A 16,932-nucleotide genomic window follows, 5' to 3' on the forward strand; every position below is an offset into this window, starting at 1 on the left:
ACTTTTCTGATTAATCGGCAGAAACCCGCTTCGTCACTGTTGAGAAGCGCCGCCATAACGCATAATAAATGTGACAAATTGCATCAGGCTCATCGGCCGAGGGGTTAGAAGGATGAAACCATTTCGTTTAGCGGCGCTATCACTGGCGCTCCTTACCGCATTTTCATTAACCGGGTGTGATGACAGCGGTACACCGCAGGCCTCGGCCCCGGCGCCAGCCGCGGATAGCAACCCAGGCGCGACGGCAAAACCGGACCGCGCCCAGCTGGCGGCGCTGGCGGAAAAAAGCCAGGGTAAAGCGCTGACGCTCCTCGACGCCTCGGAGGTGCAACTGGATGGCGCCGCGACCCTGGTGCTGACGTTTTCCGTCCCGCTGCAGCCGGACCAGGATTTCTCGCGCAGCGTGCATCTGGTCGACAAGAAAAGCGGTAAGGTGGACGGTGCCTGGGAGCTGGCGCCGAATCTGAAAGAGCTGCGTCTGCGTCACCTTGAGCCAAAGCGCGAGCTGATTGTCTCAGTCGACCCGACGCTGACCGCCCTGAACAAGGCGACGCTCGACAAACCGTTTGAGAAGACCCTGACCACCCGCGATATCGCACCGAGCGTTGGGTTTGCCAGCCGCGGCTCGCTGCTGCCGGGCAACGTGGTCGCCGGGCTGCCGGTGATGGCGCTGAACGTCGATAATGTCGACGTTAATTTCTTCCGCATTAAGCCGGAATCGCTCTCCGCCTTTGTCAGTCAGTGGGAATACCGTAACTCGTTAAGCAACTGGGAATCTGATGAACTGCTGAAGATGGCGGATCTGGTCTATACCGGCCGCTTCGATCTCAACCCGGCGCGTAATACTCGCGAAAAGCTGCTGCTGCCGCTGAGCGATATCAAGCCGCTCCAGCAGCCTGGCGTCTACGTGGCGGTCATGAACCCGGCGGGCCGTTATAGCTACAGCAACGCGGCGACGCTGTTTACCCTCAGCGATATCGGCGTCTCGGCGCATCGCTACCATAACCGGCTGGACGTTTTTACCCAGAGTCTGGAAAACGGCGCCGCCCAGTCGGGCATTGAGGTGCAGTTGCTCAATGCCAAAGGGCAGACCCTGGCGGAAGCGAAAAGCGACAGCCAGGGCCACGTCACCCTGCAAACCGATAAAGAAGCCGCGCTGCTGCTGGCGCGCAAAGAGGGGCAGACCACGCTGCTCGACCTCAAGCTGCCGGCGTTGGATCTGGCGGAATTCTCTATCGCAGGCGCGCCCGGCTTTAGCAAACAGTTCTTTATGTTTGGCCCGCGCGATCTCTATCGTCCCGGCGAAACGGTGATCCTTAATGCGCTGTTGCGCGATAGCGACGGCAAGCCGCTGGCGGAGCAGCCGGTGAAACTGGAGGTGGTTCAGCCGGACGGCCAGGTGATCCGCTCGGTGATGAGCAAACCAGTGAATGGCCTGTACCAGTTTACTTATCCGCTCGACAGCGGCGCGGCTACCGGCATGTGGCACATTCGCGCCAGCGCCGGCGACAATCAGCCGCGCGAATGGGATTTCCACGTTGAAGACTTTATGCCGGAACGCATGGCCCTGAACCTGACGCCGCAGGCCGCGCCAGTCGCGCCGGATGCCGACGTCACCTTTGGCGTTAGCGGCGCTTATCTCTACGGCGCGCCGGCCAGCGGCAACCAGCTGCAGGGCAAGCTGTTCCTGCGCCCGCTGCGCGACGCCGTCGCTGCGCTGCCGGGCTTCCAGTTCGGCGATATTGCGGAAGAAAACCTCTCCCGTAGTCTGGATGAAGTCCAGCTGACGCTGGACGAAAAAGGCCATGGCGAAGTGACCACCTCAAGCCAGTGGCAGGATAGCCATTCGCCGCTGCAGGTGGTGTTGCAGGCCAGCCTGCTGGAATCCGGCGGTCGCCCGGTGACCCGTACGGTTAAGCAGCCGATCTGGCCCGCCGAGGCGCTGCCGGGGATCCGCCCGCAATTTACGCTGAAGGACGTTTACGATTACCGCACCGATACCACCGTCAAACAGCCGGTGGTGGATGAAAACAGTAACGCCGCGTTTGATATCGTCTATGCCGACGTCAAAGGCGAGAAAAAAGCGATCTCCGGTCTCCAGGTGCGGCTGATCCGCGAGCGGCGCGACTACTACTGGAACTGGTCCGACAGCGAAGGCTGGCAGTCGCAGTTCGATCAAAAAGATCTGCAGGAGGGCGAGGAGTCGCTGGACCTGCAGGCCGGCCAGATCGGCAAAGTGAGCTTCCCGGTGGAGTGGGGATCCTATCGCCTGGAGGTGAAAGGACCGGACGACGTGGTCAGCAGCGTGCGCTTCTGGGCGGGCTACAGCTGGCAGGATAACAGCGAAGGCGCCGGCGCGGCGCGTCCTGACCGGGTCACCATGAAGCTGGATAAACCGAGCTATAAACCGGGCGACACCATCAGGCTGCACATCGCCGCCCCGGCGGCGGGTAAAGGCTACGCAATGGTGGAATCCAGCGAAGGGCCGCTGTGGTGGCAGGAAATTGACGTCCCGGCGGAGGGGATGGACCTGTCGATCCCGGTGGATAAAACCTGGAATCGCCACGACCTCTACCTCAGCACGCTGGTGGTTCGTCCCGGCGATAAATCGCGCTCGGCAACGCCGAAACGCGCGGTGGGCCTGCTGCATCTGCCGCTGGGCGATGAAAACCGTCGCCTGACGCTGGCGCTGGAGGCCCCGGACAAAATTCGCCCCAACCAGCCGCTGACGGTGAAAGTGAAAGCCAGCGTCAAAGAGGGCGAGGCGCCGAAACAGGTCAATGTCCTGCTCTCGGCGGTGGATAGCGGGGTACTGAATATCACCGATTACGCTACCCCGGATCCGTGGAACGCCTTCTTTGGCCAGAAGCGTTACGGCGCAGATATCTATGACATCTACGGCCAGGTGATCGAAGGGCAGGGACGTGTGGCCAGCCTGCGCTTCGGCGGCGATGGCGACGAGTTAAAACGCGGCGGCAAACCGCCGGTCAACCACGTGACGATCGTCGCCCAGCAGGCGCAGCCGGTGGTATTGAACGATCAGGGCGAAGGCACGGTGACGTTACCCATTGGCGATTTTAACGGCGAGCTGCGGGTGATGGCCCAGGCGTGGACGGCGGATGACTTCGGCAGCAGCGAAGATAAAGTGGTGGTGGCCGCCCCGGTCATCGCCGAACTGAACACCCCGCGCTTCCTCGCCAGCGGCGATACCACACGGCTGGCGCTGGATCTCAGCAATCTGACCGATAAACCGCAAACCCTGCAGGTACATCTTACCGCCAGCGGGCTGGTAACGTTGAGCGAGGGCCAACTGCCGCCGGTGCAACTGGCGCCGGGGGCGCGCAGCACGCTGTTTATACCAGTGAGCGCGCTGGCGGGCTTCGGCGATGGTCAGGTTAATGCCTCCATCAGCGGCCTGAGCCTGCCGGGCGAAACCTTCGCCCCGCTGCAAAAACAGTGGAAAATCGGCGTGCGTCCGGCGTACCCGGCACAGACCGTCAACAGCGGCGCAGTGCTGCAGCCAGGTGAAAGCTGGCAGCCGCCGGCGGCGCAGAGCCAGGGCTTTGCCCCGCAAACGCTGCAGGGCCAACTGCTGCTCAGCGGTAAACCACCGTTGAATCTCGCCCGCTATATCCGCGAGCTGAAAGCCTATCCTTACGGCTGCCTTGAGCAGACCGCCAGCGGCCTGTTCCCGTCCCTGTATACCAGCGCGGCGCAGCTAAAGGCGCTGGGCATTAGCGGGGACAGCGACGAAAAACGCCGCGCGGCCATCGATGTCGGTATTTCACGCCTGCTGCAGATGCAGCTGGAAAACGGCGGCTTTGCGCTATGGGATAGAGAGGGGCCGGAAGAGTACTGGCTGACCGCCTACGCCATGGACTTCCTCGTGCGTGCCAGCGAGCAGGGCTATAGCGTACCGGTCAACGCCATTAATAAAGGCAACGAGCGCCTGCTGCGCTATCTGCAGGAGCCGGGCCTGATGACCGTGCGCTACAGCGACGACGCCCAGGCCAGCCGCTTTGCCGCCCAGGCATACGCCGCGCTGGTGCTGGCGCGTCAGCAAAAAGCGCCGCTCGGCGCCTTGCGTGAAATCTGGAGCCGTCACGACCAGGCGCGATCCGGCTTGCCGCTGCTGCAGCTCGGCATTGCGCTGAAAACTATGGGCGATGCGCCGCGCGGCGACGCCGCCCTGAAGCTGGCGGTTGCCACCCCGCGCCAGGATGAGAATCGTTGGCTGGGCGATTACGGTAGCCCGCTGCGCGACAACGCCCTGAAACTGGCGCTGCTGGAAGAGAATAAGCTGCTGCCGGAGGTGCAAAATCAGCTGTTGAGCACGCTGTCGGAAGAGGCCTATGGCCAGCGCTGGCTGTCGACCCAGGAAACCAACGCCTTGTTCCTTGCCGGACGTACGCTGGCGGACCTGCCGGGCAGCTGGCAGGCGAAAACCTCGCTGCAGGCGGAGCCGTTGGCCGGCGACAAAGCGCAAACCCGCAACCTCGACGGCGATCGGCTGGCGGCGCTGCAGGTGAGTAATACCGGCAGTCAGCCGCTGTGGCTGCGCCTCGATAGCAGCGGTTATCCGCAAAGCGCGCCACAGCCGGGAGGCAACGTGTTGGGGATTGAACGCGCTATTTTCGATACCCACGGCCAGCAGAAATCGCTGACCTCGCTGCGCAGCGGCGAACTGGTGCTGGTCAAGCTGGAGGTGACCGCCAAACGTAACGTTCCTGACGCGCTGGTGGTTGATCTGTTGCCAGCCGGTCTGGAGCTGGAAAACCAGAATCTGGCCAACAGCAGCGCCAGCCTGCAGGAGAATGGCGACGCGGTGCAAAACCTGCTTAACCAGATGCAGCAGGCGGATATTCAGCATATCGAGTTCCGCGATGACCGTTTCGTCGCCGCCGTCGCTGTCAATGAAGGCCAGCCGGTGACGCTGGTCTATCTGGCGCGGGCGGTGACGCCGGGCACTTATCAGGTCCCGCAGCCGCAGGTGGAATCGATGTATGCGCCGCAGTGGCGGGCGACAGGAGCGGCCAGCGGTCCGCTCACCGTGACGCCGTAAATGCGCGTATTGCCTCGGGTAAAACGCCGCTGGCGCTGGCTGGCGGCGTTTATTTTTCTGCTGTGGCTGGCGGTGCTGGCGGCCGATCGCCTGTGGCCGCTGCCGCTGCATGACGTCACGCCTGCCCGTGTGGTGGTGGCGGAAGACGGGACGCCGCTGTGGCGGTTTGCCGACGCGCAGGGCGTCTGGCGTTATCCGGTCACGCTCGCCGACGTGTCGCCGCGCTATCTGCAGGCGCTCATCCAGTATGAAGACCGCTGGTTCTGGCGCCATCCGGGGGTCAATCCCTTCGCGGTGCTGCGCGCCGCCTGGCAGGATCTTACTTCCGGGCGAGTTATCTCGGGCGGCAGCACGCTTACCATGCAGGTGGCACGCCTGCTTGATCCCCATCCACGCACCTTCGGCGGCAAGCTGCGCCAGCTGTGGCGAGCGCTGCAGCTGGAGTGGCATCTGTCAAAAAGCGACATTCTAACCCTCTATCTGAACCGCGCGCCGTTTGGCGGCACCCTGCAGGGGATCGGCGCGGCCAGCTGGGCCTATCTCGGTAAGCCGCCTGCCAGTCTTAGCTACGGCGAGGCGGCGCTGCTGGCGGTACTTCCCCAGGCGCCCAGTCGTTTACGTCCGGACCGCTGGCCGCAGCGGGCCCAGGCGGCGCGTGATAAAGTGCTTACGCGAATGGTCAGCCAGGGCGTCTGGCCGGAACAGGCGGTAAAGGAAGCGATGGAGGAGCCAGTATGGCTGTTTCCGCGCCAGATGCCGCAGCTGGCGCCGCTTTTTTCACGCCGGGCGCTGGCGACCAGTCGTGATGAAAAGGTGGTGACGACTCTGGATGCCGGACTGCAGCGGCAACTGGAAGATCTGGCGCTGAACTGGAAATCGCGCCTGCCGCCGCGCAGTTCGCTGGCGATGGTCGTCGTCGACCACACGGATATGAAAGTTCGCGGCTGGGTGGGCTCGGCGGATATCACCGACGACAGCCGCTTCGGCCATATTGATATGGTCTCGGCGGTACGCTCGCCGGGGTCGGTGCTGAAACCCTTTATCTACGCGATGGCGATGGATGAGGGGCTGATTCACCCGGCATCGCTATTACAGGATGTGCCACGGCGTTTTAGCGATTATCGCCCCGGTAATTTCGACAGCGGGTTTCATGGCCCGGTGAGCGCCAGCGAGGCGCTGGTTCGGTCGCTGAATCTGCCGGCGGTGCAGGTGCTCGAAGCCTATGGACCAAAACGCTTTGCGGCTAATTTACGCAACGCCGGGCTGCCCCTGACGCTGCCCGCTGGCGCAGAGCCGAATCTGTCGCTAATCCTCGGCGGCGCCGGGGCGCGGCTGGAAGATATTGTCGCGGCGTACAGCGCCTTCGCCCGCCATGGCAAGGCGGCGCGGCTGCGCCTGAAGCCGAGCGACCCATTGACCGAGCGCGCGCTGATGTCGCCCGGGGCGGCATGGATCGTCCGGCGTATTTTGGCCGGCGAAGCGCAACCGGTTCCCGATGCCTCGCTGCCGCAGGCGGTGCCGCTGGCGTGGAAAACCGGCACCAGCTACGGCTATCGCGACGCGTGGGCGGTCGGCCTCAATGCGCGATATCTGATAGGCATCTGGACCGGGCGCCCGGACGGTACGCCGGTGGTGGGCCAGTTTGGCTTCGCCAGCGCCGTACCGCTGCTCAACCAGGTCAATAATCTGCTGCTGGCCCGCCCGGCGATGAGCCGCGGCGGGCTGCCGAGCGATCCGCGCCCGGCAACGGTCAGCCAGGGGACAATCTGCTGGCCTGGCGGGCAGGATCTGCCGGCGGGCGACAGCAACTGTCGTCGTCGCCTGGCCAGCTGGCTTTTGGATGCCAGCCAGCCGCCGACTCTGCTGCTGCCGGGGCAGGAGAGCGTACGCGGGATCCGCTTCCCGGTGTGGCGCAATGAACACGGCGAACGGGTGGCGGCGGATTGTCCCGGCGCTCGGGAAAGCCAGGTCGAAGTCTGGCCGCTGCCGCTGGATCCCTGGCTGCCGGCCAGCGAAAGGCGGCGCGCGCGCCTGGGACCGGCATCGGAGTCATGCCCGCCGTTACAGACTCAGGATACCGCGCCGCTGGTGCTGTCCGGCATCCGTGATGGGGCAGTGATAAAACGTCTCCCGGGTGAGGCGCGGGTGATGTTGCCGCTACAAACCAGCGGTGGGGAGGGGCGGCGCTGGTGGTTTATTAATGGCGAACCGTTAGAGGCCGCCGGCGCAAGAACCACGCTAACGCTGGATAAACCCGGCGAGTGGCAGTTGGTGGTGATGGATGAAGCGGGCCAGACGGCAGCCGCCAGCTTTACCCTGCAATAACCAGGGTAAATTTGTTGTTGGCGGTTTGTGTTTTCAATACTCATCTTATTTTAACAAAATGTTACCTTCATCCGTAGGCAGGGGCGGGGATGCTCATTATAATGCGCGCCAGGCCATACAATCGTATGTGCAACAACAGAACATTTAATTAGAGGTAATCATGGCTATTGAACGTACTTTTTCCATCATCAAACCAAACGCGGTGGCAAAAAACGTTATTGGCAGCATCTTTTCCCGCTTTGAAGCTGCAGGGTTCAAAATCGTCGGCACCAAAATGCTGCACCTGACCGTTGAACAGGCTCGTGGTTTCTATGCTGAGCACGAAGGTCGCCCGTTCTTCGACGGTCTGGTTGAGTTCATGACCTCCGGCCCGATCGTGGTTTCCGTTCTGGAAGGCGAAAATGCGGTACAGCGTCACCGTGACCTGCTGGGCGCCACCAATCCGGCAAACGCCCTGGCGGGTACCCTGCGCGCTGACTACGCTGACAGCTTCACCGAGAACGGCACCCACGGTTCCGACTCTGTAGAATCCGCTGCCCGCGAAATCGCGTTCTTCTTTGCTGAAGGCGAGGTTTGCCCGCGCACTCGCTAATCTCCTGCGTCTTTCACGCCACAGCATTGTTGGCTTCCTTCGCGCACCCCGGTCACATAGTTATCTATGCTCCCGGGGATTTGCGAACTCGCCGTCTCGCTGTGACCTGAAATACTTTGGAGATACAAACCTCGTCTTTTCGACCGTCGCGGCGTTGGCTGCGCGCGTTCACCCCGGTCACATAGTTATCTATGCTCCCGGGGATTAATGAGAGGCTCCTGCCTCTCACCGGAGGCCAGCCTACGGCTGGTCAAATTCGTTCCCGACGAATTTGTCACTTGCTTGCCGCCTTGCGACAATCGAAAAGCCTTAGAGGATTGAGCAGTCAGTTACAGATTTTTTTTCATTGCTTTGTGCAAACGTGGCAATGATGCGCCAGAATTTGTAGAATATAGCGCCCCTGGACGAGCAGTCGCTCTCCGGGGCGTTTCTTTTTCAACCCACCTGGGGCCATAACGTGTAATAACGAGGCCGGAAAATATTATGTCTGAACAAATTGTCACGCCTGATACCGCCGCTCTGACGGTGCCGAACAAAGATGCCAAAATCAACCTGCTGGATTTAAACCGTCAGCAGATGCGCGAGTTTTTCAAAAACATGGGCGAGAAGCCTTTCCGCGCCGATCAGGTGATGAAATGGATGTATCACTACTGCTGCGACGACTTTGATGAGATGACCGACATCAACAAAGTCCTGCGCAGTAAACTGAAAGAAGTGGCGGAGATCCGCGCCCCGGAAGTGGTTGAAGAGCAACGCTCAACCGACGGGACCATTAAATGGGCGATTGCCGTTGGCGATCAGCGCGTCGAGACCGTCTATATCCCGGAAGAAGACCGCGCCACCCTGTGCGTCTCCTCCCAGGTAGGCTGCGCGCTGGAGTGCAAATTCTGCTCCACCGCCCAGCAGGGCTTTAACCGCAACCTGCGGGTATCCGAAATTATCGGCCAGGTCTGGCGCGCGGCGAAGATCGTCGGCGCGGTGAAGACCACCGGCGTGCGTCCCATTACCAACGTAGTAATGATGGGCATGGGCGAGCCGCTGCTGAACCTCAACAACGTCGTTCCGGCGATGGAAATCATGCTCGACGATTTCGGCTTTGGCCTTTCCAAGCGTCGTGTGACCTTGTCTACCTCCGGCGTGGTGCCGGCGCTGGATAAACTCGGCGATATGATCGACGTTGCGCTGGCGATCTCCTTGCACGCGCCGAACGACACCATTCGCGACGAAATCGTCCCGATCAACAAAAAGTACAACATCGAGACGTTCCTCAACTCGGTGCGCGGCTATATTTCGAAGTCCAACGCCAACCAGGGCCGGGTGACCATCGAGTACGTGATGCTGGATCACGTCAACGACGGCACCGAGCACGCCCATGAGCTGGCGGCGCTGCTGAAAGATACGCCGTGCAAGATCAACCTGATCCCATGGAACCCGTTCCCGGGCGCGCCGTATGGCCGCAGCTCCAACAGCCGCATCGACCGTTTCTCCAAAGTCCTGATGGAGTACGGCTTTACGACCATCGTGCGTAAAACGCGTGGCGACGATATCGATGCCGCCTGCGGCCAGCTGGCGGGCGACGTCATTGACCGTACCAAGCGTACGCTGCGTAAGCGGATGCAGGGCGAAGCGATTGACGTAAAAGCGGTCTGACAAATGATGACCCGTGCAGCGCAGGCGGCACGGGTCATATTTATGGCCGATAGCCAGGCGAAATACGCTGATTCGGTTAATAATTACGGTGCGTTTTTGTCGACTTTGAGGCAGTATGTAGCGGCACAACAACCGCTTAGCATTCAATTTTGATTCGTCTCTGTGATCGCGCGGCTGACAGTCCTATACTGTGAGGCTGACGTAGCACAGATGTCTCGCGGCGCCGGCTTTTTCCCGCGCTGAACTTTAAATTTCACGTACCAGTAGTTGTAGCGAATGAATACTGAAGCCACTCAAGATCATCAAGAAGCAAACACCACGGGCGCGCGTCTGCGTCACGCCCGCGAACAACTCGGACTTAGCCAGCAAGCGGTGGCCGAACGCTTATGCCTGAAGGTGTCCACGGTTCGTGATATTGAAGACGATAAGGCCCCCGCCGACCTCGCCTCCACCTTCCTGCGCGGGTACATCCGCTCCTACGCTCGCCTCGTACATATTCCAGAAGACGAGCTGCTGCCGATGATGGCCAAGCAGGCGCCCATCCGCGCGGCGAAAGTCGCGCCAATGCAGAGTTTCTCTTTAGGCAAGCGCCGCAAAAAGCGCGACGGCTGGCTGATGAGCTTCACCTGGCTGGTGCTGTTTGTGGTTATCGGTCTGAGCGGCGCCTGGTGGTGGCAAGACCATAAGGCGCAGCAGGAAGAGATTTCGACCATGGCCGATCAGTCTTCCGCTGAGCTGAACGGCGGCGACGCCAACAGCCAGAACGTGCCGCTGGATACCAGCGCCCCTGCAGCCCCGACCGCCGATAGCGCCGCGAACAGCGCGCCAACCGATACCGCCAGCGCACCGACCACCAGCGCGCCGGCCCAGACGCCAGCGGATAATAACGCTGTCGTGGCCCCTTCCCAGGCCAATGTCGATACCGCGGGGACGACGCCGGCAGCTCCGGCTACCACCCCAGCCTCGCCGTTGCCGACCGATCAGGCGAACGTCACGACTCCGGCGGCGTCGGCGCAGGATCTGGTGATGAACTTTTCCGCCGACTGCTGGCTGGAAGTGAGCGATGCCACCGGTAAAAAACTGTTCAGCGGCCTGCAGCGTAAAGGTGGTAACCTGAACCTGAGCGGTCAGGCGCCGTATAAGCTGAAAATTGGCGCCCCGGCCGCGGTACAGATCCAGTATCTGGGCAAGCCTGTCGATTTAAGTCGTTTTATCAGAACTAACCAGGTTGCGCGTCTGACCCTCAATGCCGAATCATCACCGGCGCAGTAACAGACGGGTAACGCGGGAGATTTTTCATGCATAACCAGGCTCCGATTCAACGTAGAAAATCTAAACGTATTTACGTTGGTAATGTGCCAATTGGCGATGGGGCTCCCATCGCCGTTCAGTCAATGACCAATACGCGCACCACCGATGTGGCGGCGACCGTAAATCAAATCAAAGCGTTAGAGCGCGTAGGCGCGGACATTGTCCGTGTCTCTGTTCCGACGATGGACGCTGCTGAGGCGTTCAAACTTATCAAACAGCAGGTTAACGTCCCGCTGGTCGCCGATATCCACTTTGACTACCGTATTGCGCTGAAAGTGGCGGAATATGGCGTCGACTGCCTGCGTATCAACCCGGGCAACATCGGCAACGAAGAGCGCATCCGCATGGTTGTAGATTGCGCTCGCGATAAAAACATCCCGATCCGCATCGGCGTCAACGCCGGCTCGCTGGAAAAAGATCTGCAGGAAAAATATGGCGAGCCGACGCCGCAGGCGCTGCTCGAATCCGCCATGCGTCATGTCGATCATCTCGATCGTCTGAACTTCGATCAGTTTAAAGTCAGCGTTAAAGCCTCCGATGTCTTCCTGGCGGTGGAATCCTATCGTCTGCTGGCGAAACAGATCGATCAGCCGCTGCATCTCGGGATCACCGAAGCGGGCGGCGCGCGCAGCGGCGCGGTAAAATCGGCGATCGGTCTGGGACTCCTGCTGTCCGAGGGGATCGGCGATACGCTGCGCGTCTCGCTGGCGGCGGATCCGGTGGAAGAGATCAAGGTCGGCTTCGATATCCTCAAATCTCTGCGTATTCGTTCCCGCGGCATTAACTTTATCGCCTGCCCGACCTGTTCACGCCAGGAGTTTGACGTTATCGGTACGGTGAATGCTCTGGAGCAGCGTCTGGAAGATATCATCACCCCGATGGATGTTTCGATCATCGGTTGCGTGGTGAACGGCCCGGGCGAAGCGCTGGTCTCCACCCTTGGCGTCACCGGCGGCAACAAGAAAAGCGGCCTGTATGAAGACGGCGTGCGTAAAGATCGCCTGGACAACAACGACATGATCGACCAGCTGGAAGCGCGGATCCGCGCCAAAGCCTCGATGCTCGATGAAGCCCGTCGGATTGACGTTCAACAGGTTGAAGCAAAATAACGTGTTGGGAAGCGATACGCTTCCCGTGTATGATTGAACCTGCGGGCGCGAGGCGCCGGGGTTCATTTTTGTATATATAAAGAGAATAAACGTGGCAAAGAACATTCAAGCCATCCGTGGCATGAACGATTATCTGCCGGGCGAAACCGCTCTCTGGCAGCGCATTGAAGGCTCACTGAAGCAGGTGCTCGGTAGCTACGGTTACAGCGAAATCCGTTTGCCGATTGTAGAGCAGACCCCGTTATTCAAACGCGCGATCGGCGAAGTGACCGACGTGGTTGAAAAAGAGATGTATACCTTCGAAGACCGCAATGGCGACAGCCTGACGCTGCGTCCGGAAGGGACGGCGGGCTGCGTACGTGCCGGCATCGAACATGGTCTGCTGTACAATCAAGAACAGCGTCTGTGGTACGTCGGGCCAATGTTCCGTCACGAGCGCCCGCAGAAAGGTCGCTACCGCCAGTTCCATCAGATCGGCGCCGAAGTGTTTGGCCTGCAGGGCCCGGACATCGACGCGGAGCTGATTATGCTGACCGCGCGCTGGTGGCGTGAGCTGGGCATCTCCGAGCACGTCAGCCTGGAGCTGAACTCCATCGGTTCGCTGGAAGCGCGCGCCAACTACCGCGACGCGCTGGTGGCATACCTGGAGCAGTTTACCGATAAACTGGATGAAGACAGTAAACGCCGGATGTATACCAACCCGCTGCGGGTGCTGGACTCCAAAAACCCGGACGTTCAGGCGCTGCTCAACGACGCGCCGGCGCTCGGCGATTATCTTGACGAAGAGTCGAAAGCCCACTTTGCCGGCCTGTGCGCGCTGCTTGACGATGCCGGGATCCGCTACACCGTCAACCAGCGCCTGGTGCGCGGCCTTGATTACTATAACCGCACCGTGTTCGAGTGGGTGACCACCAGCCTTGGTTCCCAGGGCACCGTCTGCGCCGGCGGTCGTTACGACGGCCTGGTTGAGCAGCTGGGCGGTCGCGCTACCCCGGGCGTGGGTTTTGCCATGGGTCTGGAACGTCTTGTTTTACTGGTCCAGGCAGTGAATCCGGAATTTAAAGCCGATCCTGTTGTCGATATATACCTGGTAGCCTCCGGGACCGATACTCAGTCTGCTGCAATGCGTCTGGCTGAGCAGGTTCGCGATGCGCTGCCCGGCGTGAAGCTGATGACCAACCACGGCGGCGGCAACTTTAAGAAGCAGTTCGCCCGCGCTGACAAGTGGGGGGCGCGCGTCGCGCTGGTGGTCGGTGAATCAGAGATTGCTGACGGAAACGTGGTAGTGAAGGATTTACGCTCAGGTGAGCAAACTACCGTAACGCAGGAGAGCGTTGCCGCGCATTTGCGCACACTTCTGGGTTAATCTCCCGGGAATTATTAGTCAGGAGAAGGACTGCGTGGAAACTTTTAACAACGAGAACGATCAGGTCGATGCGCTGAAGCGTTTCTTTGCCGAAAACGGCAAAGCGCTGGCGGTCGGGGTGATTTTAGGGATTGGCGCGCTGGTTGGCTGGCGCTACTGGACCTCCCATCAGCAGGATACCGCCAGAGACGCGTCGCTGGCTTACGAGAAGGCGACTTCCGCGCTGAAATCGAATACGCCAGAAGTGCTGTCAGGGGCAGAGAAATTCGCGGCTGACAATAAAAATACCTACGGCGCCTTCGCCTCTCTCGAGCTGGCACAGCATTTTGTTGAACAGAACGATCTGCCGAACGCTGAAAAGCAGCTGCAGCAGGGGCTGGCGGCCGCATCTGATGATAATCTGAAATCGGTTATCAGTATGCGTCTGGCCCGCGTTCAGCTGCAAATGAAACAGGCTGATGCGGCGCTGAAAACCCTCGACAGCATCAAAGGTGAGGGCTGGACCGCCATTGTGGCCGATTTGCGCGGCGAAATTCTGTTGAGCAAAGGCGATAAGCAAGGGGCCCGTGCGGCGTGGGAAGCTGGCGTGAAAAGCGATGCTTCTCCTGCGCTCAGCGAAATGATGCGTATGAAAATGAATAATTTGTCCATCTGAGAGGGACTCGATGCAATTGCGTAAATTACTGTTGCCAGGGCTGCTTTCCGTTACCTTGCTGAGCGGGTGTTCGCTGTTTAATAGCGAAGAAGATGTGGTGAAAATGTCACCGCTGCCGACGGTAGAAAACCAGTTTACGCCGTCCACGTCCTGGAGCACCTCGGTTGGCGATGGTATCGGCGAATTTTACTCTAACCTTCATCCGGCCTTTGCCGACGGCGTAGTGTATGCTGCTGACCGTAAAGGCACCGTCAAAGCGCTGAACGCCGACGACGGCAAAGAGGTGTGGTCGGTGAATCTGGCGGAGAAAGATGGCTGGTTCTCGCGCACGCCAGCGCTGCTTTCTGGCGGGGTGACCGTCTCTGGCGGCCATGTTTATATCGGCAGCGAGAAAGCGCAGCTGTATGCGCTGAATACCAGCGATGGTACCGTGGCCTGGCAAACCCGTGTCGCCGGCGAGGCGCTGTCGCGTCCGGTGGTGAGCGATGGCATGGTGCTGGTGCATACCAGTAACGGCCAGCTGCAGGCGCTAAACGAGACCGATGGGGCCGTGAAGTGGACCGTTAACCTCGATATGCCGGCGCTCTCCCTGCGCGGCGAGTCTGCGCCTGCGACCGCCTACGGCGCGGCGATCGTCGGCGGCGACAACGGCCGCGTCAGTGCAGTATTGATGCAGCAGGGGCAGATGATTTGGCAGCAGCGTATTTCTACGGCCACCGGCCCGACGGAAATTGACCGCCTGAACGACGTCGACACGACGCCGATCATCGTTAACGGTGTGGTTTATGCGCTGGCTTATAACGGTAACCTGACCGCGCTGGACCTGCGTAGCGGCCAGATTATGTGGAAACGCGAGCTGGGTTCGGTGAATGATTTCATCGTCGATGGTAACCGTATCTACCTGGTAGACCAGAACGATCGCCTGCTGGCACTGACCACCGACGGCGGTGTAACCCTGTGGACGCAAAGCGATCTGCTGCACCGTTTGCTGACCGCGCCGGTGTTGTATAATGGCAATCTGGTCGTCGGCGATAGCGAAGGCTACATGCACTGGGTTAATCCGGAAGATGGCCATTTTGTGGCGCAGCAGAAAGTGGACAGCTCCGGCTTCCTGACCGACCCGGTGGTTGCCGATGGTCGACTGCTGATCCAGGCGAAAGACGGTACGCTGTACGCGATTACGCGTTAATTACCGCTGTCGTGAGTGATTAAGAAACGGCCCCTGGCAGACAGGGGCCGTTTTGACTTTTTTAAAAACGTCGTTAAGACGATGTTGCTTAGTGATTGTATGAGGCATTTAACATGATACCTGTGGTCGCGCTTGTCGGGCGCCCTAACGTTGGAAAATCCACGCTCTTTAACCGCCTGACGCGCACTCGTGATGCGCTGGTTGCGGATTTCCCGGGGCTGACTCGTGACCGTAAGTACGGTCGGGCCGAAGTCGAAGGCCGCGAATTCATCTGTATCGATACCGGTGGTATTGATGGTACGGAAGAGGGCGTGGAAACCCGGATGGCGGAGCAGTCGCTGCTGGCAATCGAAGAGGCCGATGTGGTGTTGTTTATGGTCGATGCGCGCGCGGGCCTGATGCCGGCGGACATCGCGATCGCTAAACTCCTGCGCTCTCGTGAAAAGCCCACCTTCCTGGTGGCTAACAAAACCGACGGCATCGACGTCGACCAGGCAATGGCGGACTTCTGGTCGCTCGGCTTGGGCGATATCTATCCGATTGCCGCTTCGCACGGCCGCGGCGTGACCAGCCTGCTGGAGCAGGCCCTGCTGCCATGGGTCGATGAGGTTAATCCGCAGGAAGAAGTGGATGAAGACGCCGAATACTGGGCGAAATTCGAAGCCGAGCAGAATGGCGAAGCGGAAGAAGAGCCGGAAGACGACTTCAATCCGCAGGATCTGCCGATCAAGCTGGCGATTGTCGGGCGTCCTAATGTCGGTAAATCAACCCTCACCAACCGCATCCTCGGTGAAGATCGCGTGGTGGTTTACGATATGCCGGGCACCACCCGTGACAGCATTTATATCCCGATGCAGCGTGACGAGCGCGAATACGTGCTCATCGATACCGCCGGGGTGCGCAAGCGCGGGAAAATCACCGACGTCGTGGAAAAGTTCTCGGTGATAAAAACGCTGCAGGCGATTGAAGACGCCAACGTCGTGCTGCTGGTGATCGATGCTCGCGAAGGGATCTCCGACCAGGACCTCTCGCTGCTGGGCTTTATTCTTAACAGTGGCCGTTCGCTGGTGATCGTCGTTAACAAGTGGGATGGCCTGAGTCAGGAAGTGAAGGAGCAGGTGAAGGAGACCCTCGACTATCGTCTGGGCTTTATCGACTTTGCCCGGGTGCACTTCATCTCCGCCCTGCACGGCAGCGGCGTCGGCAACCTGTTTGAATCGGTACGCGAAGCCTACGACAGCGCTACGCGCCGCGTAAGCACCGCGATGCTGACCCGGATCATGAACATGGCGGCGGAAGATCATCAGCCACCGCTGGTGCGTGGCCGTCGCGTGAAGCTGAAATACGCCCACGCCGGGGGCTACAACCCGCCTATCGTGGTGATCCACGGTAACCAGGTCAAGGATCTGCCGGATTCCTACAAGCGCTACCTGATGAACTACTTCCGTAAATCCCTGGACGTGATGGGCACGCCAATCCGGATCCAGTTCAAGGAAGGGGAAAACCCGTTCGCTAACAAGCGTAACACCCTGACGCCGAACCAGATGCGTAAACGTAAGCGCTTGATCAAGCACATCAAGAAAAGCAAATAATCATTAAACCCGCTTCGGCGGGTTTTTTGTGGCCGCCATGCCGGTAAATGTCAAAACCTTCCGCCATAATCCCGAGATACT

Annotated in this window: 10 protein-coding genes; all 10 read left to right on the top strand. The window is 60.0% G+C overall.

Annotation, left to right across the window (positions count from 1 at the left end):
* Positions 1-112: 112 nt before the first annotated feature.
* The 10 genes from KB892_RS05200 to der all read left to right on the top strand — a co-directional run bounded on the left by KB892_RS05200 (position 113) and on the right by der (position 16,851).
* The gene (locus tag KB892_RS05200) at positions 113-5,062 is read left to right on the top strand and encodes an alpha-2-macroglobulin family protein (protein WP_004151984.1); all 4,950 of its coding nucleotides are present in this window, start codon (positions 113-115) and stop codon (positions 5,060-5,062) included.
* Entirely contained in the window at positions 5,063-7,387 is a 2,325-nt protein-coding gene (gene pbpC, locus KB892_RS05205) for a peptidoglycan glycosyltransferase PbpC (RefSeq protein ID WP_004151983.1), read from the top strand. It abuts the gene before it with no gap.
* A 160-nt stretch (positions 7,388-7,547) separates the two neighbouring features.
* A complete protein-coding gene (gene ndk / locus KB892_RS05210; protein ID WP_004144312.1) occupies positions 7,548-7,979 on the top strand; it encodes a nucleoside-diphosphate kinase in 432 nt (143 codons plus the stop codon).
* A gap of 483 nt (positions 7,980-8,462) precedes the next feature.
* A complete protein-coding gene (locus tag KB892_RS05215) occupies positions 8,463-9,629 on the top strand; it encodes a dual-specificity RNA methyltransferase RlmN (RefSeq protein WP_002913894.1) in 1,167 nt (388 codons plus the stop codon).
* A 276-nt stretch (positions 9,630-9,905) separates the two neighbouring features.
* Positions 9,906-10,901 carry a cytoskeleton protein RodZ gene (gene rodZ / locus KB892_RS05220; protein WP_004149336.1) on the top strand — a complete coding sequence of 332 codons (996 nt, stop codon included), beginning with the start codon at positions 9,906-9,908 and terminating at the stop codon, positions 10,899-10,901.
* Between the two features lie 26 nt (positions 10,902-10,927).
* Positions 10,928-12,049 (top strand): flavodoxin-dependent (E)-4-hydroxy-3-methylbut-2-enyl-diphosphate synthase, encoded by a 1,122-nt coding sequence (gene ispG, locus KB892_RS05225; protein ID WP_002913892.1) that lies wholly within the window; start codon positions 10,928-10,930, stop codon positions 12,047-12,049.
* A gap of 91 nt (positions 12,050-12,140) precedes the next feature.
* The gene (gene hisS, locus KB892_RS05230) at positions 12,141-13,415 is read left to right on the top strand and encodes a histidine--tRNA ligase (RefSeq protein ID WP_004149335.1); all 1,275 of its coding nucleotides are present in this window, start codon (positions 12,141-12,143) and stop codon (positions 13,413-13,415) included.
* Between the two features lie 34 nt (positions 13,416-13,449).
* Positions 13,450-14,070, top strand: coding sequence for a YfgM family protein (locus tag KB892_RS05235; RefSeq protein ID WP_002913890.1), 621 nt, complete (start codon positions 13,450-13,452; stop codon positions 14,068-14,070).
* A gap of 10 nt (positions 14,071-14,080) precedes the next feature.
* Positions 14,081-15,259, top strand: coding sequence for an outer membrane protein assembly factor BamB (bamB, locus tag KB892_RS05240; RefSeq protein ID WP_002913889.1), 1,179 nt, complete (start codon positions 14,081-14,083; stop codon positions 15,257-15,259).
* 113 nt (positions 15,260-15,372) lie between these two features.
* Positions 15,373-16,851 carry a ribosome biogenesis GTPase Der gene (der, locus tag KB892_RS05245; protein ID WP_002913888.1) on the top strand — a complete coding sequence of 493 codons (1,479 nt, stop codon included), beginning with the start codon at positions 15,373-15,375 and terminating at the stop codon, positions 16,849-16,851.
* The last annotated feature ends 81 nt before the right edge of the window (positions 16,852-16,932 follow it).

This window comes from Klebsiella sp. P1927 (assembly GCF_018204675.1).
Taxonomy (GTDB): domain Bacteria; phylum Pseudomonadota; class Gammaproteobacteria; order Enterobacterales; family Enterobacteriaceae; genus Klebsiella; species Klebsiella pneumoniae.